Origin of the sequence: Serratia sp. SCBI (assembly GCF_000747565.1) — a bacterium.
In the GTDB taxonomy this organism is placed as follows: domain Bacteria; phylum Pseudomonadota; class Gammaproteobacteria; order Enterobacterales; family Enterobacteriaceae; genus Serratia; species Serratia ureilytica.
This window is the reverse complement of record NZ_CP003424.1, coordinates 4,492,936-4,519,603: the sequence shown is the minus strand read 5'-3', so window position 1 is coordinate 4,519,603 and position 26,668 is coordinate 4,492,936. Positions and strand designations below refer to the sequence as shown.

The 26,668-nt window shown below is 60.4% G+C and carries 22 protein-coding genes and 2 pseudogenes; 19 read left to right on the top strand and 5 right to left on the bottom strand.

Annotation, left to right across the window (positions count from 1 at the left end; genetic code table 11):
- Positions 1-39 precede the first annotated feature (39 nt).
- On the bottom strand, positions 40-1,017 hold the full coding sequence (locus SERRSCBI_RS21105) for an MDR family oxidoreductase (RefSeq protein WP_033644448.1): 978 nt from the start codon (positions 1,015-1,017) through the stop codon (positions 40-42).
- 204 nt (positions 1,018-1,221) lie between these two features.
- Between SERRSCBI_RS21105 and csrD the strand changes: the two genes are divergently transcribed.
- The 10 genes and pseudogenes from csrD to SERRSCBI_RS21055 all read left to right on the top strand — a co-directional run bounded on the left by csrD (position 1,222) and on the right by SERRSCBI_RS21055 (position 15,438).
- A complete protein-coding gene (csrD, locus tag SERRSCBI_RS21100; RefSeq protein WP_033644450.1) occupies positions 1,222-3,156 on the top strand; it encodes an RNase E specificity factor CsrD in 1,935 nt (644 codons plus the stop codon).
- 412 nt (positions 3,157-3,568) lie between these two features.
- Positions 3,569-4,611 (top strand): annotated as a pseudogene (gene mreB, locus SERRSCBI_RS21095) (rod shape-determining protein MreB).
- A 94-nt stretch (positions 4,612-4,705) separates the two neighbouring features.
- A complete protein-coding gene (gene mreC / locus SERRSCBI_RS21090) occupies positions 4,706-5,731 on the top strand; it encodes a rod shape-determining protein MreC (RefSeq protein ID WP_042785451.1) in 1,026 nt (341 codons plus the stop codon).
- On the top strand, positions 5,728-6,216 hold the full coding sequence (mreD, locus tag SERRSCBI_RS21085; RefSeq protein ID WP_004936918.1) for a rod shape-determining protein MreD: 489 nt from the start codon (positions 5,728-5,730) through the stop codon (positions 6,214-6,216). Before mreC ends, mreD begins: the two co-directional genes overlap by 4 nt.
- A 10-nt stretch (positions 6,217-6,226) precedes the next feature.
- The gene (locus SERRSCBI_RS21080; RefSeq protein WP_033644452.1) at positions 6,227-6,811 is read left to right on the top strand and encodes a nucleoside triphosphate pyrophosphatase; all 585 of its coding nucleotides are present in this window, start codon (positions 6,227-6,229) and stop codon (positions 6,809-6,811) included.
- Between the two features lie 38 nt (positions 6,812-6,849).
- Complete coding sequence (rng, locus tag SERRSCBI_RS21075; RefSeq protein WP_019453170.1) at positions 6,850-8,319, top strand: ribonuclease G; 1,470 nt, start codon at positions 6,850-6,852, stop codon at positions 8,317-8,319.
- An 88-nt stretch (positions 8,320-8,407) separates the two neighbouring features.
- Positions 8,408-12,212: pseudogene (gene yhdP, locus SERRSCBI_RS21070) on the top strand (AsmA2 domain-containing protein YhdP).
- Positions 12,209-13,069 (top strand): deaminated glutathione amidase, encoded by an 861-nt coding sequence (gene nit1, locus SERRSCBI_RS21065; protein WP_033644455.1) that lies wholly within the window; start codon positions 12,209-12,211, stop codon positions 13,067-13,069. Before yhdP ends, nit1 begins: the two are co-directional and overlap by 4 nt.
- A gap of 7 nt (positions 13,070-13,076) precedes the next feature.
- Positions 13,077-14,522 carry a metalloprotease TldD gene (gene tldD, locus SERRSCBI_RS21060; RefSeq protein WP_033644456.1) on the top strand — a complete coding sequence of 482 codons (1,446 nt, stop codon included), beginning with the start codon at positions 13,077-13,079 and terminating at the stop codon, positions 14,520-14,522.
- Positions 14,523-14,673: 151 nt separating this feature from the next.
- Positions 14,674-15,438: a CDP-diacylglycerol diphosphatase gene (locus tag SERRSCBI_RS21055; protein WP_042785797.1), complete on the top strand. Its 765-nt coding sequence runs from the start codon at positions 14,674-14,676 to the stop codon at positions 15,436-15,438.
- 60 nt (positions 15,439-15,498) lie between these two features.
- Here the strand turns inward: SERRSCBI_RS21055 and SERRSCBI_RS21050 are convergent, their stop codons facing one another.
- Both SERRSCBI_RS21050 and SERRSCBI_RS21045 read right to left on the bottom strand, forming a co-directional pair.
- Positions 15,499-17,178, bottom strand: coding sequence for a PglL family O-oligosaccharyltransferase (locus SERRSCBI_RS21050; RefSeq protein WP_042785450.1), 1,680 nt, complete (start codon positions 17,176-17,178; stop codon positions 15,499-15,501).
- A gap of 690 nt (positions 17,179-17,868) precedes the next feature.
- Positions 17,869-18,810, bottom strand: a complete 942-nt coding sequence (locus SERRSCBI_RS21045) for a nucleoside hydrolase (RefSeq protein ID WP_042785449.1) — start codon at positions 18,808-18,810, stop codon at positions 17,869-17,871.
- A 275-nt stretch (positions 18,811-19,085) separates the two neighbouring features.
- Between SERRSCBI_RS21045 and SERRSCBI_RS21040 the strand changes: the two genes are divergently transcribed.
- Together SERRSCBI_RS21040 and SERRSCBI_RS21035 are read left to right on the top strand one after the other, a co-directional pair.
- A complete protein-coding gene (locus SERRSCBI_RS21040; RefSeq protein ID WP_042785447.1) occupies positions 19,086-19,361 on the top strand; it encodes a zinc ribbon domain-containing protein in 276 nt (91 codons plus the stop codon).
- Positions 19,358-19,702 carry a hypothetical protein gene (locus tag SERRSCBI_RS21035; RefSeq protein WP_042785446.1) on the top strand — a complete coding sequence of 115 codons (345 nt, stop codon included), beginning with the start codon at positions 19,358-19,360 and terminating at the stop codon, positions 19,700-19,702. The genes SERRSCBI_RS21040 and SERRSCBI_RS21035 overlap by 4 nt, the downstream gene beginning before the upstream one ends.
- Here the strand turns inward: SERRSCBI_RS21035 and aaeR are convergent.
- Complete coding sequence (gene aaeR, locus SERRSCBI_RS21030; RefSeq protein ID WP_004936950.1) at positions 19,693-20,604, bottom strand: HTH-type transcriptional activator AaeR; 912 nt, start codon at positions 20,602-20,604, stop codon at positions 19,693-19,695. The genes SERRSCBI_RS21035 and aaeR overlap by 10 nt on opposite strands.
- Before the next feature lie 314 nt (positions 20,605-20,918).
- On the opposite strand from aaeR, the gene aaeX reads away from it, so the two are divergent.
- The 5 genes from aaeX (at position 20,919) to SERRSCBI_RS21005 (ending at position 25,084) form a co-directional block, all read left to right on the top strand.
- Entirely contained in the window at positions 20,919-21,122 is a 204-nt protein-coding gene (gene aaeX, locus SERRSCBI_RS21025) for a p-hydroxybenzoic acid efflux pump operon protein AaeX (RefSeq protein ID WP_004936952.1), read from the top strand.
- Between the two features lie 7 nt (positions 21,123-21,129).
- Positions 21,130-22,065: a p-hydroxybenzoic acid efflux pump subunit AaeA gene (gene aaeA, locus SERRSCBI_RS21020; RefSeq protein WP_033644462.1), complete on the top strand. Its 936-nt coding sequence runs from the start codon at positions 21,130-21,132 to the stop codon at positions 22,063-22,065.
- A complete protein-coding gene (gene aaeB, locus SERRSCBI_RS21015) occupies positions 22,065-24,032 on the top strand; it encodes a p-hydroxybenzoic acid efflux pump subunit AaeB (RefSeq protein ID WP_042785445.1) in 1,968 nt (655 codons plus the stop codon). The genes aaeA and aaeB overlap by 1 nt, the downstream gene beginning before the upstream one ends.
- Positions 24,033-24,311: 279 nt before the next feature.
- Positions 24,312-24,779: a ribonuclease gene (locus SERRSCBI_RS21010; RefSeq protein WP_033644465.1), complete on the top strand. Its 468-nt coding sequence runs from the start codon at positions 24,312-24,314 to the stop codon at positions 24,777-24,779.
- A gap of 5 nt (positions 24,780-24,784) precedes the next feature.
- Positions 24,785-25,084 carry a barstar family protein gene (locus SERRSCBI_RS21005; protein WP_033644909.1) on the top strand — a complete coding sequence of 100 codons (300 nt, stop codon included), beginning with the start codon at positions 24,785-24,787 and terminating at the stop codon, positions 25,082-25,084.
- A 30-nt stretch (positions 25,085-25,114) separates the two neighbouring features.
- Here SERRSCBI_RS21005 and yjgA read toward each other — a convergent pair whose 3' ends face one another.
- Complete coding sequence (gene yjgA / locus SERRSCBI_RS21000; RefSeq protein WP_004936968.1) at positions 25,115-25,663, bottom strand: ribosome biogenesis factor YjgA; 549 nt, start codon at positions 25,661-25,663, stop codon at positions 25,115-25,117.
- A 190-nt stretch (positions 25,664-25,853) separates the two neighbouring features.
- Between yjgA and SERRSCBI_RS20995 the strand changes: the two genes are divergently transcribed.
- Both SERRSCBI_RS20995 and SERRSCBI_RS20990 read left to right on the top strand, forming a co-directional pair.
- Positions 25,854-26,216 carry a type II toxin-antitoxin system RelE/ParE family toxin gene (locus tag SERRSCBI_RS20995; protein WP_033651242.1) on the top strand — a complete coding sequence of 121 codons (363 nt, stop codon included), beginning with the start codon at positions 25,854-25,856 and terminating at the stop codon, positions 26,214-26,216.
- Complete coding sequence (locus SERRSCBI_RS20990) at positions 26,200-26,538, top strand: helix-turn-helix domain-containing protein (RefSeq protein ID WP_033651243.1); 339 nt, start codon at positions 26,200-26,202, stop codon at positions 26,536-26,538. Before SERRSCBI_RS20995 ends, SERRSCBI_RS20990 begins: the two co-directional genes overlap by 17 nt.
- Positions 26,539-26,668 lie beyond the last annotated feature (130 nt).

The window sequence follows — 26,668 nt, the reverse complement described above, 5'->3', positions numbered from 1 at the left end:
TCGCAGACGCCGGTGAGCCCCCGTCGCCGGGGGAGTCCGTCAGCGGATTTTCACCAGAGTGCGGCCGGTGATTTGGTTGTTCAGCAGCGCGGCGGCGGTGGCCGGCGCCTGTTCGAGGGTGATTTCGTGCGTGGCTTGCTGATAGAAACTGTCCGGCAGAATGCCGGCCAGCCGTTCCCAGGCGGTTTGGCGGCGATGCAGCGGCGTATGCACCGAATCCACCCCTTGCAGGCGCACATTGCGCAGAATGAACGGCATCACGGTGGTCGGCAACTGATAGCCGCCGGCCAGGCCGCAGGCGGCGACGGTGCCGTTATAGTTCATCTGCGCCAGCACCCGGGCCAGCAGTTTGTCGCCGACGGTGTCCACCGCGCCGGCCCACAGCTGTTTCTCCAGCGGACGCGGCGTGTCGATATAGCCATCGCGCGACATCACCTCTTTGGCGCCGAGCGCTTTCAGGTAGTCGGTATTGCTGTCGCGGCCGCTGATGGCGGTCACCCGGTACCCCAGCGCCGCCAGCAGGGCGATGGCGGTGCTGCCCACGCCGCCGCTGGCGCCGGTAACCAGGATATCGCCGTCGTCCGGGTGTACCCCGCCTTCCTCCAGCGCCATCACGCACAGCATGGCGGTAAAGCCGGCGGTGCCGATGATCATCGCTTTGCGCTCATCCAGGCCGTTCGGCAGCGGCACCAGCCACTCGCCGGAGACGCGGGCCTGCTCGGCCAGGCCGCCCCAGTGGTGTTCACCCACGCCCCAACCGGTGAGCACCACGCTTTGCCCCTCTTTAAAGCGAGCGTCACCGCTGTGGCGCACGGTGCCGGCGAAGTCGATGCCCGGCACCATCGGGAAATGACGCACGATCTTGCCTTTCCCGGTGATCGCCAGCGCATCCTTGTAGTTCAGGCTGGACCAGTTGATGTCGACGGTAACATCGCCTTCCGGCAACCGATCGCTGCCGATATCTTTGATATGAGCCAGAGTTTGGTCGTCTTGTTGTTCCAATAACAGTGCACGCATGTCACTCTTCCTCTCGTTTACACTTTTCTATCAATGGCTGAATCACATTTATTTGACTATATGCATAATAAGCGGCCCAAGTCCTGATAAAGGACAAAAACGGCGCTTGCAGGTTTAATTCCTCAGCAAGGCTTGTTAGGGTTGGACGGCCCCTTTTAGCTAAAGGGTGAACACTCACTTAACCATAGCGGACAAGGCACAGGGATGCGATTTACCACCAAACTCTCTGCATTGATCACTCTGTTGGTCGCGCTGGCGATGTTTTTGATGCTGATGGGATGCTCATACAGCTTCTTTTACGTTACCCAGGATCGCCAGGAGCGTCGCTTTGATTCGCTGGTCACGTCTCTCGATCAAGCCATGTTGCGCGAGTCGCCGCGCGATCAGGAGAAATGGTTGCCGATTGTCATGCGCCCGCTCGGCATTGTGTCGATCCGCGTAGAGGCCGGCGCCAGCAAGCTCCTCGACTATAAATTGCCGACGGCGAAAAAAGAGCCTTGGGATGCGCTGAACGGCTATCGTCAGGTCTCGCGGCCGCTGTTGCAGCACCCGGGCAGTACGCTGCAAATCACCTACCTCGATCCCTTCGCCAGCGATGTGCGCACGTTGCAATCCACGGCCGCCGTCACGCTGTCGATCGTCGTTATGGTGGTGATTTTGCTGTTCAGCCTGCGCTGGCTGCGTGAACAGGCCGACGGCGAGGATCGTCTGGAGCGCCGCGCGCGGCGCATTCTGAACGGCGAGCGCGAAAACGTCATGCAGGGCGACGTGCGCGAATGGCCGGCCAACGTCAGCGGGGCGCTCGACCGCCTGCTGGCCGATCTGGCGGAAGCCCGGGAGGAGCGCAGCCGGGTCGATACGCTGATCCGCGCCTTCGCGGCGCAGGACGCCAAAACCGGGCTGAACAATCGCCTGTTCTTCGATAACCAATTGACCACTCAGCTGGAAGAGGAAGGCTCGCACGGCATCGTGATGATGGTGCGGCTGCCCGATTTCGAGACCCTGCGCGACACGCACGGCAGCGTGGCGGTGCAGGAGCTGATGTATTCGCTGGTCAATCTGCTGTCTACCTTCGTGATGCGCTATCCGTCGGCGCTGCTGGCGCGCTATTTTCACAGCGATTTTACCGTCTTGCTGCCGCATCGCACGCTGAAGGAGGCCGACGGCATCGCCTCACAGCTGGTCAACGCCATCGATGCCTTGCCTTCCACGGCGATGATCGACCGTGAGGCCTTCCTGCACATCGGCATCGTGGCGTATCGCAGCGGCCAGACCACGGAGCAGGTGATCGATTACGCGGAGCAGGCGACGCGGCACGCCACGCTGCAGGGCGAAAACGGTTGGTACGTGTACGACAGCCAGGTGCCGGAAAAGGGGCGCGGCAGCGTCAAGTGGCGCACGCTGCTGGAACAGGTGCTGGCGCGCGGCGGCCCGCGGCTGTATCAGAAACCGGCGGTGACCGTGGAAGGCGAGGTGCACCACCGTGAGATCATGAGCCGAATTTATGACGGCGCCCAGGAATTGCTGCCGGCGGAATATATGCCGCTGGTGGAGCAATTGGGGTTGGCGGAGAGTTACGATCGCCAACAGGTGAGCCGCATCATCCCGTTGCTGGCGCAGTGGCCTGAAGAAACGCTGGCGTTCCCGCTGTGCGTGGACTCGATTTTGCAGCGTTCTTTCCAGCGCTGGCTGCGCGATACGCTGTTGCAGTGCGAAAAAAGTCAGCGTCGACGAATTCTGATTGAACTTGCGGAGGCAGATGTGTGTCAACATATCGACCGTTTGCGTCCGGTGCTGAGGTTGCTGTCAGGGCTGGGTTGCCGCCTGGCGGTGTCCAAAGCGGGGTTAACCGTGGTCAGTACGTCCTATATCAAGTCGTTGCAGGTGGAGATCGTCAAGCTCCACCCGGGGTTGGTGCGGAGTATCGATAAGCGGGACGAAAATCAGCTGTTCGTGCAGAGCCTGACCGGCGCCTGCGCGGGCACGCGCGCTCAGGTGTTCGCTGCCAGCGTACGTACGCGCAACGAATGGCAGACGCTGAAAGAGCGTGGGATCCATGGCGGGCAGGGCGACTTTTTCGCGTCGCCGGAACCGATCGACGTGGGGCGTAAAAAATATTCACGTCGTTATCGTGTTTAAGCTGATTGACGGACAAAAATTGACGTAGAATGAGGACCGGACCCATCTGGGCCTCGTTACCGTCTTTTTGGAGTTTTTTCCAAACTGCCTGCGACAACAACGCCTATTTGAGATAGGCTCTTGTCTGCCTTTATCTGGTTGACGTTGGTAGGTGCTTACCACCGGCGGCAATCAGGGAATATGTTAGATTTTATGAGCTGTGTTACGCCGTTTCGTGCGTTGACAGGGTGGTAAACTGAGCCTTTGTTCAGGGAATTCAGGCCTCATCCAATTTCCGTGCATTCGAGCAGAAACAATACAGACTATTTTTCACCGAAGTAGAACGTTTTTGCGCCTTGTCGCTGCTTCGTGTGGTTGGTAAAGTAGGCGGATTTTATTTTCCGCCCCCAGCTTGCAGGATTATCCTTTCGTTATGTTTAAGAAATTTCGTGGCATGTTTTCCAACGACTTGTCCATCGACTTGGGTACCGCCAATACCCTGATTTATGTTAAAGGGCAAGGCATCGTACTGAATGAACCTTCGGTGGTTGCCATTCGCCAGGATCGTGCCGGCTCCCCAAAGAGCGTAGCGGCCGTCGGTCATGACGCCAAACAGATGCTGGGCCGCACCCCGGCAACATCGCGGCTATTCGCCCGATGAAAGACGGCGTGATCGCCGACTTCTTCGTGACCGAAAAAATGCTGCAGCACTTTATCAAACAGGTTCACAGCAACAGCTTTATGCGCCCAAGCCCGCGCGTGCTGGTCTGTGTGCCGGTCGGCGCAACCCAGGTTGAACGCCGCGCTATCCGCGAGTCCGCCCAAGGGGCCGGCGCGCGTGAAGTGTTCCTGATTGAAGAGCCGATGGCGGCGGCGATCGGTGCAGGTTTGCCGGTTTCCGAAGCGACCGGCTCCATGGTGGTGGATATCGGTGGCGGTACCACTGAAGTGGCGGTGATCTCGCTGAACGGCGTGGTGTACTCCTCTTCCGTGCGCATCGGCGGTGACCGTTTCGATGAAGCCATCATCAATTATGTGCGCCGCAACTATGGCTCGCTGATCGGCGAAGCCACCGCAGAGCGCATCAAGCACGAAATCGGTTCTGCCTATCCGGGCGACGAAGTGCGCGAAATCGAAGTGCGCGGCCGTAACCTGGCTGAAGGCGTACCGCGCGGCTTTACCCTGAACTCCAATGAAATCCTCGAAGCCCTGCAAGAGCCGCTGACCGGCATCGTCAGCGCGGTGATGGTTGCGCTGGAGCAGTGCCCGCCAGAATTGGCCTCCGACATTTCCGAACGCGGCATGGTCTTGACCGGCGGCGGCGCGTTGCTGCGCAACCTCGATCGCCTGCTGATGGAAGAAACCGGCATCCCGGTCGTGGTGGCGGAAGATCCGCTGACCTGCGTGGCGCGCGGCGGCGGCAAAGCGTTGGAAATGATCGACATGCACGGCGGCGATTTGTTCAGCGAAGAATAGTCAGCCCCTGGAAGGAGGAATCGTATCGGATGAATGCGCACAGCGAAAATCGGGTACGGTTCCTCTTTCTGTTGTCGAGGAACTCGCATAATTTATGAAGCCGATTTTTAGCAGGGGGCCTTCCCTGCAACTGCGACTTTTTTTGGCGGTGATCGCGGCCATTGGCCTGATCGTTGCCGACAGCCGGGTCGGCACGTTCGTGAAGATACGTAACTACATGGACACCGCAGTCAGCCCTTTCTATTTTCTGGCCAACGGGCCGCGTAAAGTTTTGGACAGCGTGTCGGAAACGCTGGCCACCCGCCAACAGCTGGAGCTGGAAAACCGAGCTCTGCGGCAGGAACTGCTGCTGAAAAACAGCGATATTCTTCTTCTTGGCCAATTCAAGCAGGAAAACGCCCGCTTGCGCGAGCTGCTGGGTTCCCCGCTGCGCCAGGACGAACACAAGATGGTCACCCAGGTGATCTCCACCGGTTCCGATCCGTACAGCGACCAGGTCGTTATCGACAAAGGGTCGGACAACGGCGTCTATGAAGGCCAGCCGGTGATCAGCGACAAGGGCGTAGTTGGCCAGGTCGTGGCGGTGGCGAAGGTGACCAGCCGCGTGCTGCTGATCTGCGATGCCTCGCACGCGTTGCCGATTCAGGTGCTGCGCAACGATATTCGGGTGATCGCCGCAGGCAGCGGCTGCGCCGACGATCTGCAGCTGGAACACCTGCCGAACAATACCGATATCCGCGTTGGCGACGTGCTGGTGACCTCCGGCCTCGGCGGCCGTTTCCCGGAAGGGTATCCGGTGGCGGTAGTCTCTTCGGTCAAGGTCGACAATCAACGCGCTTACACCGTGATTCAGGCGCGGCCGACCGCCGGTCTGCAGCGCTTGCGCTACCTGCTGCTGCTGTGGGGCGCCGATCGCAACGGCGACATGCCGTTGCCGCCGGACGAAGTTCACCGCGTGGCCAATGAGCGCCTGATGCAGATGATGCCGCAGGTGCTGCCGCCTGCCGGTTCGGTCGGGCCGCAGCTGCCGGCGCCGGCCACCGGCGTGGCGCCGCAAACCGTCGCTCCGGCGTCTGCCCAGCCTCCAGCCCAGCCTGCCGCGGCGGGAGTGGTGCAATGAACAGTTACCGCAGCCACGGGCGCTGGATCATCTGGCTGTCGTTCCTGGTGGCGTTGGTGCTGCAAATCATGCCGTGGCCGGAACAGATCTACATGTTCCGGCCTTCGTGGCTGGTGCTGATCCTCATTTACTGGGTGATGGCCTTGCCGCACCGCGTCAACGTCGGCACCGGTTTCGTGCTGGGGTTGATCATGGATCTGATCCTCGGCTCCACGCTGGGCGTGCGCGCGCTGGCGCTGGGCATCATCGCCTACCTGGTGGCGTTCAAATTCCAACTGTTCCGCAATATGGCGCTGTGGCAACAGGCGCTGATCGTCGTGCTGCTGTCGCTGTCGATGGACGTGGTGGTGTTCTGGGCTGAGTTTTTAGTGATCAACGTCTCTTTCCGCCCAGAGGTGTTCTGGAGTAGTGTGGTAAACGGCATTTTGTGGCCGTGGTTATTCCTGTTGATGCGCAAAATCCGCCGTCAGTTCGCCGTACAGTAAGGGTATCTCAATGACTTCGCTTTATCTGGCCTCCGGCTCCCCACGTCGACGTGAACTGCTGACCCTGCTGGGCGTATCGTTCGACATCCTGTTGACGCATACCGAAGAGCAGCGCCGGGAAGGCGAAGCCGCAGAAGCCTATGTGCGCCGCCTGGCGCAGGACAAGGCCAAAGCGGGCGTGGCGCTGGCGCAGGAAGATCGGCCGGTGCTGGGCGCCGACACCATCGTGGTGCTCAACGGCCGGGTGCTGGAGAAGCCGCGCGACGAAGCCCATGCGGCACAGATGCTGGCGGCCCTGTCGGGCAAACAGCATCAGGTGATGACGGCGGTGGCGATCGCCGATCGCCAAGACGTGCGTTGCCAGCTGGTGGTGACCGACGTGACGTTCCGCAGCCTGTCGCAACAGGATATCCGCGACTATATTGCTACGGGCGAACCGATGGATAAAGCGGGCGCCTACGGCATTCAAGGAAAGGGTGGTTGTTTCGTCAGAACGATAACCGGGAGTTATCACGCGGTGGTCGGTCTGCCACTGGTCGAAACACATGAGCTGCTCAGTAATTTTGTCGCATTACGTGATGTAAGAACCGGTTGATGGGCGCTGCCATTATCGACCGGCTCTGAGGAGAAGGCATGACAGCTGAGCTACTGGTTAATATCACACCGTCTGAAACGCGGGTCGCCTATATCGATGGCGGCATTCTGCAAGAGATTCATATCGAACGCGAATCAAAACGCGGCATCGTCGGCAATATCTATAAAGGGCGCGTCAGCCGCGTCCTGCCGGGGATGCAGGCGGCGTTCGTCGACATCGGCCTGGACAAGGCCGCCTTCCTGCACGCCTCCGACATCATGCCGCATACCGAATGCGTCGCCGGCGACGAGCGGAAAAACTTCCACGTGCGCGACATCGCCGAGCTGGTGCGCCAGGGGCAAGACCTGATGGTGCAGGTGGTGAAAGATCCGCTCGGCACCAAGGGCGCGCGTCTGACTACCGACATTACGCTGCCTTCGCGCTATCTGGTCTTCATGCCGGGCGCGGCGCACGTCGGTGTGTCGCAGCGTATTGAAAGCGAAGCCGAGCGTGAACGCCTGAAGTCCATCGTTGCGCCGCACTGCGACGAGCTGGGCGGTTTTATCATCCGCACCGCGGCGGAGGGCATCGGCGAGGAGGAGCTGGCGCAGGACGCGGCGTTCCTCAAACGCCTGTGGACCAAGGTGATGGAGCGCAAGAAGCGCAACCAGACCAAATACAAGCTGTACGGCGAGCTGGCGCTGGCGCAGCGCATCCTGCGCGACTTCGCCGGCGCGGCGCTGGATCGCATTCGCGTCGATTCGCGGTTGACGCACGATCTGCTGGTGGAGTTTACCGGCGAGTATATCCCGGACATCACCCGCAAGCTGGAGCTGTATACCGGCAGCCAACCGATTTTCGATCTGTACGATGTGGAAAACGAGATCCAGCGCGCGCTGGAGCGCAAGGTGGAGCTGAAGTCCGGCGGCTATCTGATCATCGATCAGACCGAGGCGATGACCACCGTCGACATCAACACCGGCGCCTTCGTCGGCCACCGCAACCTCGATGAAACCATCTTCAATACCAACATCGAGGCGACGCAGGCCATTGCCCGCCAGCTGCGGCTGCGCAACCTGGGCGGCATCATCATTATCGACTTCATCGATATGAACAACGAAGAGCATCGCCGCCGGGTGCTGCACTCGCTGGAGCAGGCGTTGAGTAAAGATCGGGTAAAAACCACGATCAACGGCTTCTCTCAGCTAGGCTTAGTTGAAATGACGCGTAAACGAACGCGTGAAAGCATTGAACATGTGCTCTGTCACGATTGTCCTACTTGCAATGGGCGCGGCACCGTGAAAACGGTGGAAACCGTGTGCTACGAGATCCTGCGCGAAATTGTGCGCGTGCATCACGCCTACGATTCCGATCGCTTCCTGGTGTACGCCTCCGCGGCGGTCGGCGAAGCGCTGAAGAGCGAAGAGTCGCACGCGCTGGCCGAAGTGGAGATCTTCGTCGGCAAACAGGTGAAGGTGCAGATCGAACCGTTGTACAGCCAGGAGCAGTTCGACGTCGTCATGATGTAGCCCGCCCGACATCGGTAGGGGCCCGGCACGCCGGGCCCGTCAGTGCATAGATATTCCCGTTGCCAGGCAGCGGAGCAAGGAGAACTGCGTGAGGCGACTGCCTGGGATTCTGTTAGCAACAGGCGCCACCCTAATTGTGATTGTGGCGCTGCTGATCAGCGGGCTGCGCCTGATGCTGCCGAAGCTGAACGACTACCGCCCCCAACTGCTGGCGCAGGTGGAGAAGCTGTCCGGCGTGCCCGTGCGGATGGATTTCGTGCAGGGCAGCTGGGAAACGTTCGGCCCGCAGCTTGAAATGCGCAACCTGAGCGCTACGCTGCCCAAAAGCGATGTGCATATCGAGCGCGTGACGCTGGCGTTGGACGTGTGGCAGTCGCTGCTGCACTGGCGCTGGCAGTTCCGCGATCTGACCTTCTACCAATTCCGCCTCGACTTGAACGCCACGCTGGGCGGCGACCAGCAGGGCGAAGGCCTTGAGCCGGGCAAAATCAGCGATCTGATGCTGCGCCAGCTCGATCATTTCGATCTGCGCGACAGCCGTATCTCGTTCCTGACGCCCGCCGGCGCGCGCGCCGAATTTGACATTCCCCAACTGACCTGGCTCAACGGCCGCGATCGCCACCGCGCCGAGGGGCAGATCAGCCTGTCGACGCTGAACGGCCAACACGGCGTGGTGCAGCTGCGCATGGACCTGCGCGATAATCAGGGCCTGCTGGATACCGGCACGGTCTACCTGCAGGCCGATAACATCGACATGAAACCCTGGTTTACCCGCTGGCTGCGCGCCAACACCGGGCTGGAAAGCGCCGACTTCAGCCTGGCGGCCTGGCTGCAGGTGCAGAACGGCCAGATCGCCGGCGGCAATGCGTTGCTCAAGCAGGGGGCGGCCAACTGGGACACCGGCGCCGCGCAGCACCGGCTGGACGTGGATAATCTGGCGCTGTCGCTGCGCCGCCAGGGCACCGGTTGGCAGCTCGACGTGCCGCAACTGCGGTTGAGCACCGACGGCCAGGCCTGGCCGCAGGGCGGGCTTTCCGCGCTGTGGCTGCCGGAAAACACTGAATTCATGGGGCCGGCGCAGAATGAAGAACTGCGTGTGCGCGCGACTGATATTCAGCTGGAGCGTCTGTCGGCGCTGTTGCCGACCTTCTCCTTCCTCAGCCCGGACGTGCTCGACCGCTGGAACGATCTGCAGCCGCAGGGGCAATTGGAAGCGCTGGCGCTGGACATTCCGCTCAAGCAGCCGGAAAAGAGCCGTTTCCAGGCGCTGTGGCGCGATGTCAGCTGGCAGCGTTGGGAACTGCTGCCGGGCGTTAACCACTTCTCCGGGGCGTTGAGCGGCGGGGTGGAGAACGGCCGCCTGACGCTGGGGCTCACCGACAGCACTCTGCCTTACGGCGACATGTTCCGCGCGCCGCTTGAAATCAGCAGCGCGCGTGGCGCGCTGACCTGGCGTTACAACGATCAGGGCTGGGAACTGGCGAGCCAGGGGCTGGACGTCAAGGCGAAGTCGCTGTGGGTCAACGGCGATTTCCGTTATCAGCAGCCGGCCAAGGGCGATCCGTGGCTGAACATCCTGGCGGGCATCCGCCTGTATGACGGCGCCGACGCCTGGCGCTATTTCCCGGAACCGTTGATGGGCAAGCATTTGGTGGACTACCTGAGCGGCGCCATTCAGGGCGGCCAGGTAGATAACGCCACGCTGATTTATTCCGGCGATCCGCAGCACTTCCCGTATCGCAAAAACGAAGGACAGTTCGAAGTCTTCGTACCGCTGCGCCATGCCACCTTCCAGTTCCAACCGGGCTGGCCGGCGCTGACCGATTTGGCGATCGATCTCGATTTCGCCAACGAGGGGCTGTGGATGCATGCGCCGCAAACCCGGTTGGGCAAGGTGGCGGGTAAAAATATCAGCGCGGTGATCCCGGATTACCTGAAAGAGCGATTGCTGATCGACGCCGAAGTCGCAGGCGCGGGCAGCGATGTGCATGACTACTTTATGCAGACGCCGTTGCACGATTCGCTGGGGGCGGCGCTGGAGCAGCTGCAAATTGGCGGCGATGTCAGTGGGCGCTTACATCTGGATATCCCGCTGGACGGCGAGCAGGTCAAAGCCACCGGTGAAGTGGCGCTGAACAATAATTCGTTGCTGATAAAACCGCTGGAAAGCGAGCTGCAGAAGCTCAGCGGCAAATTCCGTTTCAACAACGGCAATCTGGAGAGCGACACCCTGTCGGCCAACTGGTTCGGGCAACCGGTGGCGGTCAACTTCACTACGCAGGAAGGCGAGCGTGACTACAAGGTCAACGTTGGTCTGAAAGGAGACTGGCAGCCGGGCAAGTTCCCCGGCCTGCCGAAAGAGGCCGCCGATGCGCTCAGCGGCAGCGCGCCCTGGCAGAGCCAGGTGGCCATCACGCTGCCGCACCAAGGTTCGGCCAGCTACGATATCGGTCTCGACGCGGATTTGAAGAAAGTGAGCAGTCACTTACCTTCGCCGCTGGACAAGGCGCCAGGAGAGGCGCTGCCGGTGAACGTCAAGGTCAAAGGCGGTTTGAACGGCTTCATGTTGACCGGTAGCGCGGGCAAACAGAACCGTTTCAACAGTGAATGGAACTTCGATAAAAAAACAGGTGAATCTGGCGCGCGCCGCTTGGCAAACCAACGGGGGCGGCACGCCGCCGCTGCCGGCCGGCAAGTCGATGACGCTGAATCTGCCGGCGTTGGACGGTGAGCAGTGGCTGGCGCTGCTCGCGCCGGCGCTGAAACAGGGCGGCGGCAGCGGCCAGGTGGGAGGTTTCAGCTTCCCCACCACCGTGGCGCTGACCACGCCGCAGTTGCTGTTGGGCGGCCAGGCCTGGCATAAGCTGACGCTGTCGGCCGAGAAACAGCTTGGCGCTACCCTCGTGAGCGCCAAGAGCGACGAAGTGGACGGTAGCCTGCGGGTGGCCGATCGCGGGCCGTGGCGCGCCGATATCAATTATCTGTATTACAACCCGCAGTTCGCAGAGACGAAAAACGCGGCGGGCACGCCACCGCCGTCGACCGAAAAAGTTTCCTTCCGCGACTGGCCTTCGCTGATGTTGCGCTGCAAGTCGTGTTGGGTGCTGGGGCAGAACCTCGGCAAGGTCGAGGCGGATCTGACTAATCGGGGCGATACTCTGACGCTGGATCACGGCCTGGTTGATACCGGCCAAGGGCGCATGACCGCCACCGGCCTGTGGAAACAAAACGCGCAGGAAGAGCGCAGCTCGCTGAAAGGCAAGCTGCTCGGCGGCAAGATTGATGAAACCGCCGCCTTCTTCGGCATCACCATTCCGCTCAAAGGGGCGCCTTACGACGTGGATTTCGATCTGTACTGGCATGGCACGCCGTGGCAGCCGCGGGTCGATACGCTGAGCGGCGCGTTGCAGGTCAAAATGGGCAAGGGCGAGATCGACAGCATGGGCGGCGGCCGCGCCGGTCAGCTGCTGCGGCTGGTCAGCTTCGACGCCTTGCTGCGCAAGCTGCAGTTCGACTTCAGCGATACCTTCGGCAAAGGCTTCTACTTTGATTCCATCCGCAGTACCGCCTGGCTGAAAGATGGCATAATGCATACTGATAATCTATTGATCGACGGCTTGGCGGCGGATATCGCTATGAGCGGCCAGATCGATTTGGCGCGCCGCCGCATCGATATGGAAGCGGTGGTGGCGCCGGCGATTTCAGCGACCGTCGGCGTGGCCACGGCGTTTGTCGTTAACCCGATCGTCGGCGCGGCGGTGTTTGCCGCCTCGCAGGTGCTGGGGCCGCTGTGGAGCAAGATTTCGCTGATTCGCTACCATATCGGCGGCGATCTCGACCAGCCGAAGATCAATGAGGTACAGCGTAAGTCAAAGGAGGATAAGGCGTCATGAGGAATGCTAACGTTGCGTTGTTGCAGTTGTGCAGTGGCGATCAGGTGCGCGATAACCTGGCCCAGATTGAACAGCAGATTAAGCAGCTCAATGCCGGGGTAAAACTGGTCATGACGCCGGAGAACGCGCTGCTGTTCGCCAACTCCGCAGCCTACCGCCAACAGGCGGAAAAACAGGGCGATGGCCCGCTGCAGAATGCGGTGCGCGAACTGGCGCGCCGCTATGGCGTGTGGTTGCTGGTGGGCTCGATGCCGCTCGTCAGCCGTGAGAACCCGGAGCTTATCACCACCAGCAGCCTGTTGTTCGACGAGCAGGGCGAGATCCGCGCCCGCTACGACAAGCTGCACATGTTCGATGTGGACATCAACGACGCGCACGGCCATTACCGCGAGTCGGATACCTACCAGCATGGGCAGCACCTGACGGTGGTGGATACGCCGGTCGGGCGTTTGGGCATGACCATATGCTACGATCTGCGCTTCCCCGCGCTGTTCCAGGCGCTGCGGGCGCAGGGCGCCGAACTGATTTCGGTGCCGGCGGCCTTTACGCGGGTAACCGGCGAGGCGCATTGGGAAATCCTGCTGCGCGCCCGAGCGATCGAGAACCAGTGCATGATCCTGGCGCCGGCCCAGGTGGGGCGCCACGGGCCGACCCGTCGCACCTGGGGCCACACGCTGGCCGTCGACGGCTGGGGCAAGGTACTTGCCGAGAACCCGGACGCCGTGGCGGCACTGAAGGTGCGCGTGGACGCCGCAAGCCTGAAAAATATTCGTGCGCAGATGCCGGTGCTGCAGCACAACCGATTCCAGACGTCGCTGACGGCGCCGTCTGACAAGTTATCCTCCAATCAAGAGTGAAACCATTATGAGTCTGACGTTTGTCAGTGAGCAGTTACTCGCTACCAACAAGCTGAGTCATCAAGACCTGTACTCGGTACTGGGTCAACTGGCAGAACGCCGTATCGACTACGCCGATCTCTATTTTCAGTCCAGCTATCACGAAGCCTGGGTGATCGAGGACGGCATCATCAAGGATGGCTCTTACAATATCGACCAAGGCGTCGGCGTGCGCGCCGTCAGCGGTGAGAAGACCGGGTTCGCCTATGCCGATCAGATCACTCTGAATGCGCTGCAGCAGAGTGCCCAGGCGGCGCGCAGCATCGTGCGCGAGCAGGGCGACGGGCGGGCGCATACCCTGGGCGAAATCGGTTATCGAGCGCTGTACCCGCTGCTCGATCCGCTGCAAAGCCTGCCGCGCGAAGAGAAAATCGCCCTGTTGCACCGCGTCGACAAGGTGGCGCGCGCCGCCGATGCGCGGGTGCAGGAAGTGAACGCCAGCATCACCGGCGTTTACGAGCAGGTGTTGGTGGCCGCCACCGACGGCACGCTGGCGGCGGACGTTCGCCCGCTGGTGCGCCTTTCCGTCAGCGTGTTGGTGGAGCAGGACGGCAAGCGTGAGCGCGGCTCCAGCGGCGGCGGCGGCCGTTTCGGCTATGACTACTTCCTGGAAACCGTCGACGGCGACGTGCGTGCCGATGCCTACGCCAAAGAAGCGGTGCGCATGGCGCTGGTCAACCTCGGCGCGGTAGCGGCGCCGGCCGGCAATATGCCGGTGGTGTTGGGCGCCGGCTGGCCGGGCGTGCTGCTGCACGAAGCGGTGGGCCATGGCCTGGAAGGCGACTTCAACCGGCGCGGCACCTCGGTGTTCAGCGGCCATATGGGCGAGCTGGTGGCGTCTGAGCTGTGTACCGTGGTGGACGACGGCACCCTGCAAGGGCGCCGCGGTTCGCTGGCGATCGACGACGAAGGCGTGCCGGGCCAGTACAACGTGCTGATCGAAAACGGCGTGCTGAAAGGCTACATGCAGGACAAGCTCAACGCGCGCCTGATGGGCGTCGCGCCGACCGGCAACGGCCGCCGCGAGTCCTACGCGCATCTGCCGATGCCGCGCATGACCAACACCTACATGCTGGCGGGTAAATCGACGCCGGAAGAGATCATCGCCAGCGTTGAATACGGCCTGTACGCGCCGAACTTTGGCGGCGGCCAGGTGGATATCACCTCCGGCAAGTTCGTGTTCTCTACCACCGAAGCCTATCTGATCGAGAAGGGCCGCATCACTAAACCGGTGAAGGGGGCGACGCTGATCGGCTCCGGCATCGAGGCGATGCAGCAGATCTCGATGGTCGGCAACGATCTGGCGCTCGATAAAGGCGTGGGCGTGTGCGGCAAAGAAGGCCAGAGCGTGCCGGTGGGCGTCGGCCAACCGACGCTGAAACTGGACACGCTCACCGTCGGCGGCACGGCGTAATTTTTCCTCCAGGGGCCACGCGTTGGCCCCTCAATCATGCTCCATTTTGCTGCCTTTCTCGCATTCGTAACGCTAAGCGCGGCAGGACGCCGTAGCCTGCACGATATAATGGAATAAAATTGACGTGGCGAAAAAACAGAGCAATACGATGATGACGCGTCTGGCTATACCCGCCCGGCGTTGGCTGCTGGCGCTGGGCGTCCTGTCCCTGACGGGCTGCGCCCGCTCCGATGCGCTGTGGGGCGTAGTCGATAAGCTTTGCATGGCCAATTATCAGCAAAAGCGCGATCCGGCGCCCTGTGAGCAGATTTATATGCCGCAGGGGAAGGCCCTGGGCTTCAGCGTGCTGCAAAACCCGCGTTACCCCTATCATTTTATTCTGGTTCCGACGGCGCCGCTCTCCGGCATTGAAAGCCCGCAGTTGCTGGCCGGGGAACGGACGGACTATTTTGGCTATGCCTGGCTGATGCGTTATCGGCTGGCCGCCGAATATGGCGGGCCGGTGCCGGATGATATGTTGGGCATGGCGATCAACTCCGCATATGGCCGCAGCCAAAACCAATTGCACATTCACCTGACCTGTCTGCGTGAGGACGTGCGGCGCCAATTGCAGGCGGAACGTCCCTACATACAGGAACAATGGCGGCCCTTGCCGGATAAGCTGTTGCGCCACACCTACTACGCGCGCCGCGTGATGCAGCCAACCGCGATGGGCGTTTACCCGATTAAGGATCTGGCAGATTATTTCCATCTGTCGCCGCCGCAGCTGGCGGAATATGGCGTGGCGTTAGTGCCCACCACGTTTGGCGGCCAACGGGGGTTTATTTTGCTGGCCTCGAAGCGCGGCTGGGACGTCGGCAACCGCGCTTCGGTAGAATCGCTGCTGGATAAAGAGTGCGCGATTTTGCCGCGTTAATTTTGCGACATAAAATGACGCAGGTGAGAGCGGCGAAGCATCGCTCTCACCTCGTTGTCCCTACCTGAACCGCGCATCCCGAGCAAACAGAAAAGCGGCTTCCCGCTGGCGAGCATCGGCTTGTGCCTGATCCCCCTGATAGCGCAAGATCATGATCAGCGTGGCGTAGACGTTGGCGTCGATGCGGCGCTGCAGATAGGCATTGGCCCACTGCCGATAGCCGGTCAACAGGGCATCATCGCGCGTTTGGTTATAGACCAGCAGCGCGTGAGATTGCTCATCGAAGGCTTTGCGCTCCCGGTAGATCCAGGCGGCCGGCGGCGGCATCTGCTCGATGCTGTCGATGTTGGCCAGCATAGTGCGCTCCGACTGAGTGAGCGCCATGCGCCCTTGCCAGGCGAAGGCCGCCATCACCAGCACGCCGAGCGCTGCAAGCGCCACCGGCAGGCTCAGGGCTTTGGCGAACGGCAGCGGGCGGGGCTCGCCGGTTTGGCCGTCCAGCAGCGCCAGCAGCAGCAGAAACGCCAGCCAGTGCGGCGCAGACAGATAGAAAGGGTATTCCAGCTGAGTGTGTATCAGCATCGGCAGCAGCACCAGGAACAGGCCGACGCGCGCACCGTTCTGCTGTTCTCGATCCCGTTGCCAGGCGCTTTTCAGCAGCCGTACGCCGGCGGCAAGGACGATAGCGATACCCGCCAGCGCCGTCAGGCCGCCCTCGACCCACCACAGCAGGATTTCATTGTGCGGATGCCCGGCGACTTCCAGCACTTCTCTCCAGGGCATTGTCTGCAGGCGGAAGTGCGCGAAGCTGTATTCAAAGCCGCCGTAGCCCCAGCCCAGCAGCGGCTTGGCCAGGATCATGGCGCCGACGTCGTGCAGCATGGTCAGGCGCGCGCTGTTGGAAAGCTCCCGTCCGATCAGGCCAGCGCGGCCATCCAGACCAAAACCGGTGAACAGCACCGTCAGACCGATCGCGGCGCCCAGCAGCAGCGCGCCGCCGGCCCAGCGGCTTGCGGCCGGGCGTTGGCGGGCAAAGCGCCACAGCAGCAGCGCCGCCGCCAATGCGGCCCCCAACCAGGCGGCGCGCGACTGGATCAGCACCAGCAGGGCGGAGAAAGCGGCCAGCAGCGCGAGCAGCGGGATTTGCCGCCGTGTCGGCGCAGAGAAGGGAGCCAGCAGCAGCCAGAGCGCCAAAGCCAGCCCGGTGGCGATAAAGCTGCCCAGCACGTTCGGCTGCTGAAAGACGCCGTAGACCCGGCCGCCGTTAGGGGATACCCAGGCCAGCGCGGGGGCGAACAGCTGTAAAGCCGCCAACAACGCCTGAATGCCGACGGCAAACAACAGGCCGAACAGCAGCAGCTCGCGCTGCCGTGCGGTGACGCGCAGCTGCAGGCAGGCGACATAGAACAACCAACCGCCGAGCAAACCGGCGCAGCGCCACAGGGCGTCTTCGCGCCATTCGGGGCGGGTATACAGCAACGGCAGCGCCAGCACGGCGATGCCGAGCAGCAACAGGCGCGCGGTGGGCGTGAGCGAAAGGCGGATGCGACCCAGGCAAACGGTAAACGTCACGATCAGCGTAGTGAGCGCCATGACGCCCCAGGCCAGAATGTTTTGCGGCAGCGCCAGACCGTCGCCGCCCATGTTGGGGTAATAAATCGGCAGGACCGCCGCCATCCAGATCAGCAGCAGGGGCAGCACGGCGATGGTCGCTGCGTTAGCGGGAGATTTATCGGCCATGGTTAACCTGCCAAGGCCTGATAGCGTTTATTAAATGCATGTTTTTATTCCCTATCCTTTATCCTGGTGTTGAAATGCGTGTAATGTTGAAATCGAAAATGTCTCACGGGAAATTTAAACCGTCTTTATGGTAAAGCGATAAATAATGTTTGCCCTGAGAATGCGCGAGGCTGTTTGCCCAAAGAAAGGTTAAGCCGTATTTTTCACTCGCAAAAGGCATTTTTGTTGTTTGCAAAAACAGACGCGCTATTTTCTCAAATCTATTGTGATTCAGTCAATTTTTAATCTTAATATTATTTTTATTAATTTAAATCAATGTTTTGTCTGTGGTTGTCGCGTGTGTGGATATCGAGGGGCATCCCGGCAATGGTCTATATTGGCAGGCAGTGTTAAGAATAAAAGAGGTATCTGCTTGTTTAATTGATGCCGTCAGTGGCGGCGTGAGGGCGGAGATTTACTTCATCGTTTCCCATTGCTGGTTTTTAAATTCAATGTGATTTTCATGGCTTTAATTTTATTAAGATTCTTCCTGTCTTTATCTATTTTTTTAAATTTTCATGAAATAATTTATTATTAGGATTGTTCTGCTGCATTGGAAATAAAAGCGGTTATGACTTGAGCCTCCCGTTGCCGCGGCAGAATACGGACTAACGCGCCTGCCCAAGCGCGTTAATCTCGTCTCTTGTGCGCTTACTCCACGTCGCCGATCCGCTCCAGCGCATCCACCACCAGATCCCAGAATTTATCCTGATCCAGTTTGACCGCGACCTGGGTGTGGCAGTCCGGCGGCGGCGGCGCGCGGAAGTCCGCGACCGTCATGCCCAACGTCAGGGTGCCGGTCAGCTCGATATCCACCGGCACTTTGCGCACCGACATAACGCTCGGATCGATCACATAGGCCACTGCGCAAGGATCGTGCACCGGCGGGGCGCTGAAGCCCTGCGCCTGTTGGTACATACGGCCAAAGAATGCCAGCAGTTCGCCGACGAAGGTGGCCGGCCGGGTGCCGAGGGCGGCGATACGTTCGCAGACTGCCGGCGTGGCCAGCGCCTGGTGGGTGAGATCCAGCCCGACCATGGTCAGCGGCCATTTTTCATTGAACACGATGTGCGCCGCCTCGGGATCGATTTTGATATTGAACTCCGCCACCGCGCTCCAGTTGCCCACATGATAGCCGCCGCCCATCAGCACCACTTCTTTGACCCGCTCGGCAATGCGCGGCTCTTTACGCACCGCCATGGCGATATTGGTCAGGCCGCCGGTCGGCACCAGCGTCACGCTGCCGGGCGGGTGAGCCATCACGGTCTCAATGATCAGGTCAACCGCGTGGCGCGAGTCCAGCTGCAGGTTGGGTTCCGGCAGCACCGGGCCATCGAGCCCGGAGTCGCCGTGAATGTCGGGCGCCACTTCGATATCGCGCACCAGCGGGCGCGGGCAGCCGGCGGCGAAGGGCACGCCGGTGATGTTGGCGATGCGCGCCACCGCCAGGGCGTTGCGCGTCACTTTGTCCAGCGTTTGGTTACCCACCACGGTGGTGACCGCCAGCAGGTCGATCTGCGGATTGCCCCAGGCTAGCAGCAGGGCGATGGCGTCGTCATGCCCCGGGTCACAGTCCAGTATGATTTTTTTCATGGTTATTCCTGATGCAGGGCGATGGCGTCGTCATGCCCCGGGTCACAGTCCAGTATGATTTTTTTCATGGTTATTCCTGATGCAGGGAGAGGTGCCCGCAGCATAACGCAGCGCAGCGGCGTGGGATAATGCCGATGATGCTTTTGTTAACGGCATCAAAGCCTTGCCATTATTACGATGTAATGAAACGTAAATCCTCACCGCCGGGCTTTACCCTGGAGTTTACTCCAGGGTTTACAGTGAGCTTCAGCGTTAATGCACAGAGGAGAGGCGGGATGAGCTTACTGAAAAGGTTGTTGGGGCAAGGCGGTATTAACGGCGGTCATCGGCGCGCGGGCCACGGCGGTGGCCACCATGGCAACCGCTATAGCCAGCATGGCGAACAGGGGCCGCAGTGCCAGGAATGCCAGGCCGTGAATAAGCCGGGCGCGCGTTATTGTCACCGCTGCGGCCAGCCGTTTGCCGCGGTGAGCGCCACCTGCGGACAGTGCGCCGCGCCGTTGCCGCCGGGCAGCCGCTTTTGTCCGCAGTGCGGCGGCGGTGTGCCGTGAATCGGGGCGGCTGGACGGTCGCGCTGCTGCTCGGCGCCATGGCGCTGTGGACGTTGCTGGCCTGGGGCGTATCCGGCCTGCTGACCTGGCTGCCGACGTTGGCGGAGGCGGCCGGGAACGCAACGTTGCCGGTGAACGGTGCGCTGAGCCTGGTGCCGCAGACGGTGTTGGACGCCTGGCTGCCGTGGCTGAAACAGCTGGGCAGCGGGCTGGCGAGCTATTTTCCTCTGTTGCTGGCCTGGGCGGGCTACGCCGTCTGGCTGCTGTGGGGCATCGGCATGTTGGCGCTGATGCTGCTGGCCGCGCTGGCGCGCCGCTATTTAAGCGCTGCTCAGCGATAGCCCTGATAGACCGCCGCTACGCGTTCGAAATAGTCGGTTAAATAGTTGATGCACACCTGTACCTTCAGCGGCAGTTTGTCCTTCTCGGTATAGAGCGCGTAGATCGGCCGCGGATCAGAATGGTAGCTTTTGAACAGGATCTCGATCTCGCCGCGTTTGATCTCTTCGATCACCCACATCAGCGGGGCGTAGGCGATGCCGGCGCCGTTTTTCAGCCAACGGATCATGGTGGAGGAGTCGTTGGTGACGAAGCGCCCCTGCGGGGAAATGCGCGTGGTGATGCCTTCCGGCGACATCAGTTCGAATTCGCTGTCGGGCCGCACGCTGTACTCCAGCCAGGAAAAGTTGACCATGTCGCTCGGCTTCTGCGGCGTGCCGTGCTGGCTCAGGTAGCTTTTGGCGGCGCACACCACCATCGGCATCTGCCCCAGGCGGCGCGAGAACAGACTCGAGTCTTGCAGCGCGCCGGTGCGGATCACCAGATCCAGCCCGTCGGTGATGAGATCCGGCGCCGGTATGCCGGTCACCAGGTTGACCGTCAGGCCCGGATACTCTTTCATCATCTCGGCGGTCATGTTCGCCAGCACGTTTTGCGCCATGGTGGACGAGCTGCCGATGCGCAGCGTGCCGGCGGGCGTATTGTTAAACGCGTACAGCTGCTCATGCACTTCGCTGACTTCCTGCAGCATGCGTCGGCAGCCCTGATAGTAAATCTTGCCGGCCTCGGTCAGGCCGATGCTGCGCGTGCTGCGGTTCAACAGCTTGACCTGCAGCTCATTTTCCAGTTTCGAGACGGTTTGGCTGATCGATGAAACGCTCATGTCGAGTTGACGCGCGGCCGCGGTAAACGACCCGAACTCAACCACTTTGGCGAATACCGACATGCGTTTTAATCTTTCCATTATTCACTCTGGCTTAAAAGTGATTTAGATCACAGATTGTTGATGCCTTGATAGTAAGCAGGCTAATATAACGTGGTCGGGTGAATAGACCTCACCAACGTGCGAGAGCGAGCGGCGACGTCATCCTGCCGCTCCTCCGGCACCCTCGCAATCCCTGTCGTGGATGTCTGCCCCAAAGTTTAACCTTTTTTCGGGTTCGTGACCTGGACAAGCTGCCTGGTCAAGATTTGTGGCGCGCGCACGCTAAAATGTAAAGAGAATGTGAATGGCGAGACCTGTCTTTCCCCGGCGCAGTGAACAATAAGGAAAAAGTGATGAGTTTGCTTCCGGTTATGGTCATCTTCGGACTGTCGTTTCCGCCGGTGTTTTTCGAGCTGCTGGTGTCGCTGGCGCTGTTTTTTCTCTTGCGCCGCCTGCTGCAGCCGACGGGGATTTACGATTTTGTCTGGCATCCGGCGCTGTTTAATACCGCGCTGTATTGCTGCTTGTTTTATCTGATTTCGTGTCTTTTTGTTTGAGGTCGCTGTGAAAAATTTTTCGATAAAAATAACCCGAATCGCGATCACTTTGATTCTTGTGCTGCTGGGCATTGCCGCGGTATTCAAGGCCTGGGTGTTCTACACCGAGTCGCCGTGGACGCGTGACGCCAAGTTCACCGCTGACGTGGTGGCGATCGCGCCGGACGTCAGCGGCCTGCTGACCGACGTGCCGGTAGTGGACAACCAACTGGTCAAGAAAGGCCAGGTGCTGTTCGTGGTCGATCGGCCGCGTTATGAGCAGGCCTTGGCGGAAGCCGGCGCCGACGTCGCCTACTATCAGACGCTGGCGGCGGAAAAACGGCGTGAGGCCGGCCGCCGCGTGAAGTTGGGCGTGCAGGCGATGTCGCAGGAAGAGATTGACCAGTCGAACAACTCGCTGCAGACCGTGCAGCACCAGCTGGCGAAGGCCATTGCGGCTCGCGAGCTGGCGCAGTTGGATCTGGAGCGCACCACGGTGCGCGCCCCGGCCGATGGCTGGATCACCAACCTCAACGTACACGCCGGTGAATACATCACCCGCGGGTCGGTCGCGGTGGCGCTGGTGAAGAAAGATTCCTTCTACATCCTGGCGTACCTGGAAGAGACCAAGCTGAACGGCCTGAATAAGGGCGATCGCGCGGAGATTACCCCGCTCGGCAGCAACCGCATCATGCACGGCACCGTCGATAGCGTGGCGGCGGCGGTGAACAACAGCAGCAGCACGGTGAACAACAAAGGGTTGGCTTCGATCGACAGCAACCTGGAGTGGGTGCGCCTGGCGCAGCGCGTGCCGGTGAAGATCCTGCTGGACGCCAAGGACCAACAGCATCCGTACCCGGCCGGCACCACCGCCACCGTGGTGATCGTCGGCAAGAACGATCGCAATGCCGACAGCGGCTCGCCTTTTGTGCGCCTGATGCACCGGCTGCGTGAGTTCGGCTAATGAGCAGCCCAACCTTTATCCGGCTGAGATTTGCCTTCAAACTCAGCTTCGCGATTGTGTTTGCGCTGTTCGTCGGCTTCCATCTCAATCTGGAAACCCCGCGCTGGTCGGCGATGACCGCCGCCATCGTCGCCGCCGGCCCAGCCTTTGCCGCCGGCGGTGAACCTTTCTCCGGCGCCATTCGTCATCGCGGCTGGCTGCGCATCATCGGCACCTTTATCGGCTGCTTCGTCGGCCTGCTCATCATCATCACCACCGCCCGCGCGCCGGTAGTGATGCTGATGCTGTGCTGCATGTGGGCCGGTTTCTGCACCTGGCTCTCTTCGCTTATCAAGGTGGAGAACTCCTACGCCTGGGGGCTGGCCGGCTATACCGCGCTGATCATCATCGTGACGGTCGCCACCAGCGAGGCCCACCTGCTGGAAGCGCCGCAGTTCGCCATCGAGCGTTGCAGCGAGATCGTGCTGGGGATCGTCAGCGCCGTGTTGGCCGATCTGCTGTTTTCGCCGCGTTCGATCAAGCAGGACATCGATCGGGCGGTGGATAAGCTGCTGGTGGATCAATACCGCCTGATGCAGATGTGCATCAGCCATGCCGATAAAGAGGACATCGACCGCGCCTGGAGCAATCTGGTGAAGAGCACCACGGCGCTGGACGGCATGCGCAACAACCTGATGATGGAATCCTCGCGCTGGCAGAAGGTCAACCGACGGGTGAAAGCGCTGCATACCCTGTCGCTGACGCTGATCACCCAGGCCTGTGAAACCTATCTGATCTTGTTGAATCACCCGCAGGCGCTGAAAGAAAGTTTGCGGGAACAGCTGATGGTTCCGGCGGAGACCCCGCAGGAGATCCACAAGCGCATAAAGCTGTTGCGTCAGGTGCTGACCACGCATCGCTCCGAGGAAACGCTGCCGACCATCACCGGCTGGGTCGGCGCGGCGACGCGCTACCTGCTGCTGTCGAAAGGCGTGCACACCAACTGCAGCATCAGCGCGGTGGAAGAGGGCGTCTTGAGCAACGAAACCGTGGTCAAGCCGACCTCGGCGGAAGGGCATCACGCGATGATCAACGGCCTGCGCACCTTTGTGGCGACGGCCTTCGGCTGCCTGCTGTGGCTGTGGACCGGCTGGACGTCCGGCAGCGGTTTTATGGTGATCATTGCGGTGATCACCTCGCTGGCGATGCGCACCCCGGCGCCGCGCATGGTGGCGATGGATTTCGTGCTGGGCATGCTGGCGGCAATCCCGGTCGGTTCTCTGTTCTTCATGGTGATCCTGCCGGCGACCCAGCAGAGCATTTTGCTGCTGTGTCTCAGCCTTGGCCTGCTGGCGTTTTTCATCGGCATCGAGGTGCAGAAGCGGCGGCTCGGTTCGCTGGGGCTGTTGGCGGGGACCATCAACATTCTGGTGCTGAGCAACCCGATGGAGTTCAACGTGACCCAGTTTCTCGACGGGGCGCTGGGCCAGTTCCTCGGCAGCTGCGTCGGGCTGATGGTGCTGCTGCTGATCCGCGATAATTCGCGCGAACGCACCGGCCGCACGTTGCTCAACCAGTTCGTCAGCAGCGCGGTGTCGGCGCTGACCACCAAGGCGGCGCGCCGTCGGCAAAACCACCTGCCTGCGCTGTATCAGCAGCTTAATCAGCTGCTGATGATGTTCCCGAACGACATCGCCAAGTATCGTCTGGCGCTGAACCTGATCATCGCCCACCAGCGCATGCAGCGAGCGGAAATTCCGGCCAGCGAAGAGCTGTCGGCCTTCCACCGCCAGATCCGCAGCACCGCCGATCGGGTGGTCTCCGCCAAGAACGACGTCAAGCGCGCCTATTACTACGATCGCTTGCTGGGCGAAATGAACGAGTACCAGCAGAAGCTGGTCGACAATCAGGCGCCGCTCAGCGTCACCGGGCCGGTGAAACGCCTGGCCGACATGTTGCACCGCTACCGCCACGCCTTGATCGATTGATGCGTTCCCTCCTGTTGCGCCGCGCTGTGCGGCGCCTTCCCTGACTATACTGTAAGCAGTCGTTGTTCGGCGGGCCGTCTCAGAGCAGGCGGCTCGTTTTCAGAGAGACTCCGAGTGCCAGAACGGCTGGAAAGTGGCATCATTGACATGAATGGATGAAACCCTCACTGCCGCGAAAACGCAATGTGTCGGTCATCTTAGTTTCATCCAGCTCGACTATATACCTAACTAGCCTGGGGGAGCTGCGGCGCCTCCGGCGGCATAATTTCAGGGAATGTCATGAACAAGCGGATTCTGTTGGCGATTGTCATCGCCGTGGTCATCGCCGTCTTCAGCGCGTTGCGCGGCAACGAGCACCGTGCGATCGGCGGCAATGCGGCGGTGGTGCAAGCGCCGGCGGGGCAGCAACAGAGCATCGATCGGCTCACGCAGCAGCAAACGGTGGTGAGTTACCTGCAGCAGCATCAGCGGCTGCCGGATTATTACATCACCAAGAAGCAGGCGCGCGAGCAGGGCTGGGACCCGCGCTCAGGCAACCTCTGTTCGGTATTGCCGGGCAAGGCGATTGGCGGCGATCGATTTTCTAACCGTGAAGGGCAACTGCCGAGCGCCGGCGGCCGGGTCTGGCGTGAAGCGGACATCAATTACCAGTGTGGCCGGCGCGGCGCCGATCGCCTGCTGTATTCGAGCGACGGTCTGATCTTCGTCTCGCGTGACCATTACAAAAACTTCATTCGTGTGGAGTGAGTTTGATGGCAAAAGTAGAGTTTGATTTTGAGCAGATCCAGGATGTGCCGGCCTTCTACCGCGATTTCGCGCATAAGTTTGCGCTGGACGAGGGGTTTGGCGCCAACCTCGACGCGCTGTGGGACGTGGTGACCGGCGATATCGGTCTGCCGGTGGAAATCGAGTTCACCCACCTCAATGCCCGCAGTAAACGTCGTTTTGGCGCGATCATTCTGCTGTTTGAAGAAGCGGAAGAAGAGCTGGAAGGCAGCCTGCGTTTCAATATCCGCGAAAGCAGCGGCGAACCGGCGCATCACCGGGGATGAAACGGGTTCATCCCGGGATGGCGGCGGCGTTTAGTCAGCCGCTTCGGCCAGCTCGCGCAGGTATTGGAAGATCTGGCGGTAAGCCTTAGGCGGCTTGTTGGCGGCCTTCTCTTTCTGCGCATTGCGCACCAGTGAACGCAGCTGTTGACGATCGGCGGCCGGATACAGATCCAGGATCGACGGAATGACGTCATCGCCTTCTTCCACCAGGCGGTCGCGCAGCGCTTCCAGCTTATGGAACAGCGAAACCTGTTGGTTGTGGCGGTTTTTCAGCTTGTCGAGCGCGGTCTGGATCGGCTCGATATCGCGGGCGCGCAGCATCTTGCCGATCAGCTGCAGCTGACGGCGACGGCCTTCTTTCTTGATCTTCTGCGCCAGCTCGATGGCGGCGCGCAAATCTTCGTCCAACGGAATGCGATCCAGCGCGTTTTTGCCCAGATCGACCATTTCGGCCCCCAGGTCTTTCAGCGCTTCGGCATCACGTTTAATTTCACTTTTACTGACCCAGATAATCTCGTCATCGTCCTCGTTTTCATTCTCCGGGACATCGTCGAGCCAGTCTTCAGGCTGTTTGTTCATGGTAGGCTCCGTTAAAAAGAGGCTAATCCTAACAGGTTGTCCGGCAACCCGCCAATTGCGTGCCCTGAGCAAACTGAGTATAGCTGCCGCGCTGGGGCATTATCATGTCTAGGTTCCTGTCCTCTGAATTCATGCTGTTGTTTTTATCATCATATTTGTATAAAATTTTATACAAAAGGAGGTGGTATTCATGGATGATGGCATCGAGAAAGCCATTGATTGGCGCGGTTCATCGTTAGAGGATTTGTTGGCCTTTCCAATAGATGCGCGAAAAGCGGCAGGATTTGAACTGAGTAAAGTGCAAAGAGGTTTGGAGCCCGGTAATTGGAAAACGATGACCAGTTGTGGAAGTGGCGTTATCGAAATCCGTTTATATGCCATCGGCGGAGCGTTCAGGGTGGTCTATGTGGCAAAGTTTAGCGAAGCGATCTACGTTCTGCACAGCTTTCAAAAGAAGGCGGAGAAAACCAGCCGCCACGATATTCAGATAATCAAAGCGCGTTATGACGCGGTCATTAATGAGCGGAGTAAAGGTCATGACCAAGCCGATTGATACCGGTTCGCGCCACATTACGCCAGCAGGCGGCAATGTGTTTGCGGATTTGGGGTTTTCCGCCGATGAGGCTCGGCAATTGCAAGCACAGTCCAATGCGGAGATTGCGCAGCTTATCGCACTAAAAAAACAGCTGATGGGAGAGATCAGCGCGTGGATTGAGGAAGAAGGCTATCGCCAGGAAGAGGCGGCGCGTTATCTGCACACTTCCCGGCCACGCGTGTCCGACGTGGTGAACCAGAAAACCGAGAAATTTACGTTGGATGCGTTGGTCAACATGATGGCGAATATCGGCAAGTCGGTAAAACTTATCGTCGAGTGACGCGCGAGTTTTGTATTTTATCCCGGCCTTACCGTTCGGCTTTATGCGAAATTCAACGCGGTTCCTGTTAGACTCAACGGCAGAGATCTCAGGATTTTTGCGCGCCGCCCCGCGTGCACAACTACGCCGC

What these genes read in the sequence shown, in the direction of transcription:
- SERRSCBI_RS21105 (WP_033644448.1), bottom strand. Translation starts at nt 1,017, where the DNA reads ATGCGTGCACTGTTATTGGAACAACAAGACGACCAAACTCTGGCTCAT.
- csrD (WP_033644450.1), top strand. Translation starts at nt 1,222, where the DNA reads ATGCGATTTACCACCAAACTCTCTGCATTGATCACTCTGTTGGTCGCG.
- mreC (WP_042785451.1), top strand. Translation starts at nt 4,706, where the DNA reads ATGAAGCCGATTTTTAGCAGGGGGCCTTCCCTGCAACTGCGACTTTTT.
- mreD (WP_004936918.1), top strand. Translation starts at nt 5,728, where the DNA reads ATGAACAGTTACCGCAGCCACGGGCGCTGGATCATCTGGCTGTCGTTC.
- SERRSCBI_RS21080 (WP_033644452.1), top strand. Translation starts at nt 6,227, where the DNA reads ATGACTTCGCTTTATCTGGCCTCCGGCTCCCCACGTCGACGTGAACTG.
- rng (WP_019453170.1), top strand. Translation starts at nt 6,850, where the DNA reads ATGACAGCTGAGCTACTGGTTAATATCACACCGTCTGAAACGCGGGTC.
- nit1 (WP_033644455.1), top strand. Translation starts at nt 12,209, where the DNA reads ATGAGGAATGCTAACGTTGCGTTGTTGCAGTTGTGCAGTGGCGATCAG.
- tldD (WP_033644456.1), top strand. Translation starts at nt 13,077, where the DNA reads ATGAGTCTGACGTTTGTCAGTGAGCAGTTACTCGCTACCAACAAGCTG.
- SERRSCBI_RS21055 (WP_042785797.1), top strand. Translation starts at nt 14,674, where the DNA reads ATGACGCGTCTGGCTATACCCGCCCGGCGTTGGCTGCTGGCGCTGGGC.
- SERRSCBI_RS21050 (WP_042785450.1), bottom strand. Translation starts at nt 17,178, where the DNA reads ATGGCCGATAAATCTCCCGCTAACGCAGCGACCATCGCCGTGCTGCCC.
- SERRSCBI_RS21045 (WP_042785449.1), bottom strand. Translation starts at nt 18,810, where the DNA reads ATGAAAAAAATCATACTGGACTGTGACCCGGGGCATGACGACGCCATC.
- SERRSCBI_RS21040 (WP_042785447.1), top strand. Translation starts at nt 19,086, where the DNA reads ATGAGCTTACTGAAAAGGTTGTTGGGGCAAGGCGGTATTAACGGCGGT.
- aaeR (WP_004936950.1), bottom strand. Translation starts at nt 20,604, where the DNA reads ATGGAAAGATTAAAACGCATGTCGGTATTCGCCAAAGTGGTTGAGTTC.
- aaeX (WP_004936952.1), top strand. Translation starts at nt 20,919, where the DNA reads ATGAGTTTGCTTCCGGTTATGGTCATCTTCGGACTGTCGTTTCCGCCG.
- aaeB (WP_042785445.1), top strand. Translation starts at nt 22,065, where the DNA reads ATGAGCAGCCCAACCTTTATCCGGCTGAGATTTGCCTTCAAACTCAGC.
- SERRSCBI_RS21010 (WP_033644465.1), top strand. Translation starts at nt 24,312, where the DNA reads ATGAACAAGCGGATTCTGTTGGCGATTGTCATCGCCGTGGTCATCGCC.
- SERRSCBI_RS21005 (WP_033644909.1), top strand. Translation starts at nt 24,785, where the DNA reads ATGGCAAAAGTAGAGTTTGATTTTGAGCAGATCCAGGATGTGCCGGCC.
- yjgA (WP_004936968.1), bottom strand. Translation starts at nt 25,663, where the DNA reads ATGAACAAACAGCCTGAAGACTGGCTCGACGATGTCCCGGAGAATGAA.
- SERRSCBI_RS20995 (WP_033651242.1), top strand. Translation starts at nt 25,854, where the DNA reads ATGGATGATGGCATCGAGAAAGCCATTGATTGGCGCGGTTCATCGTTA.
- SERRSCBI_RS20990 (WP_033651243.1), top strand. Translation starts at nt 26,200, where the DNA reads ATGACCAAGCCGATTGATACCGGTTCGCGCCACATTACGCCAGCAGGC.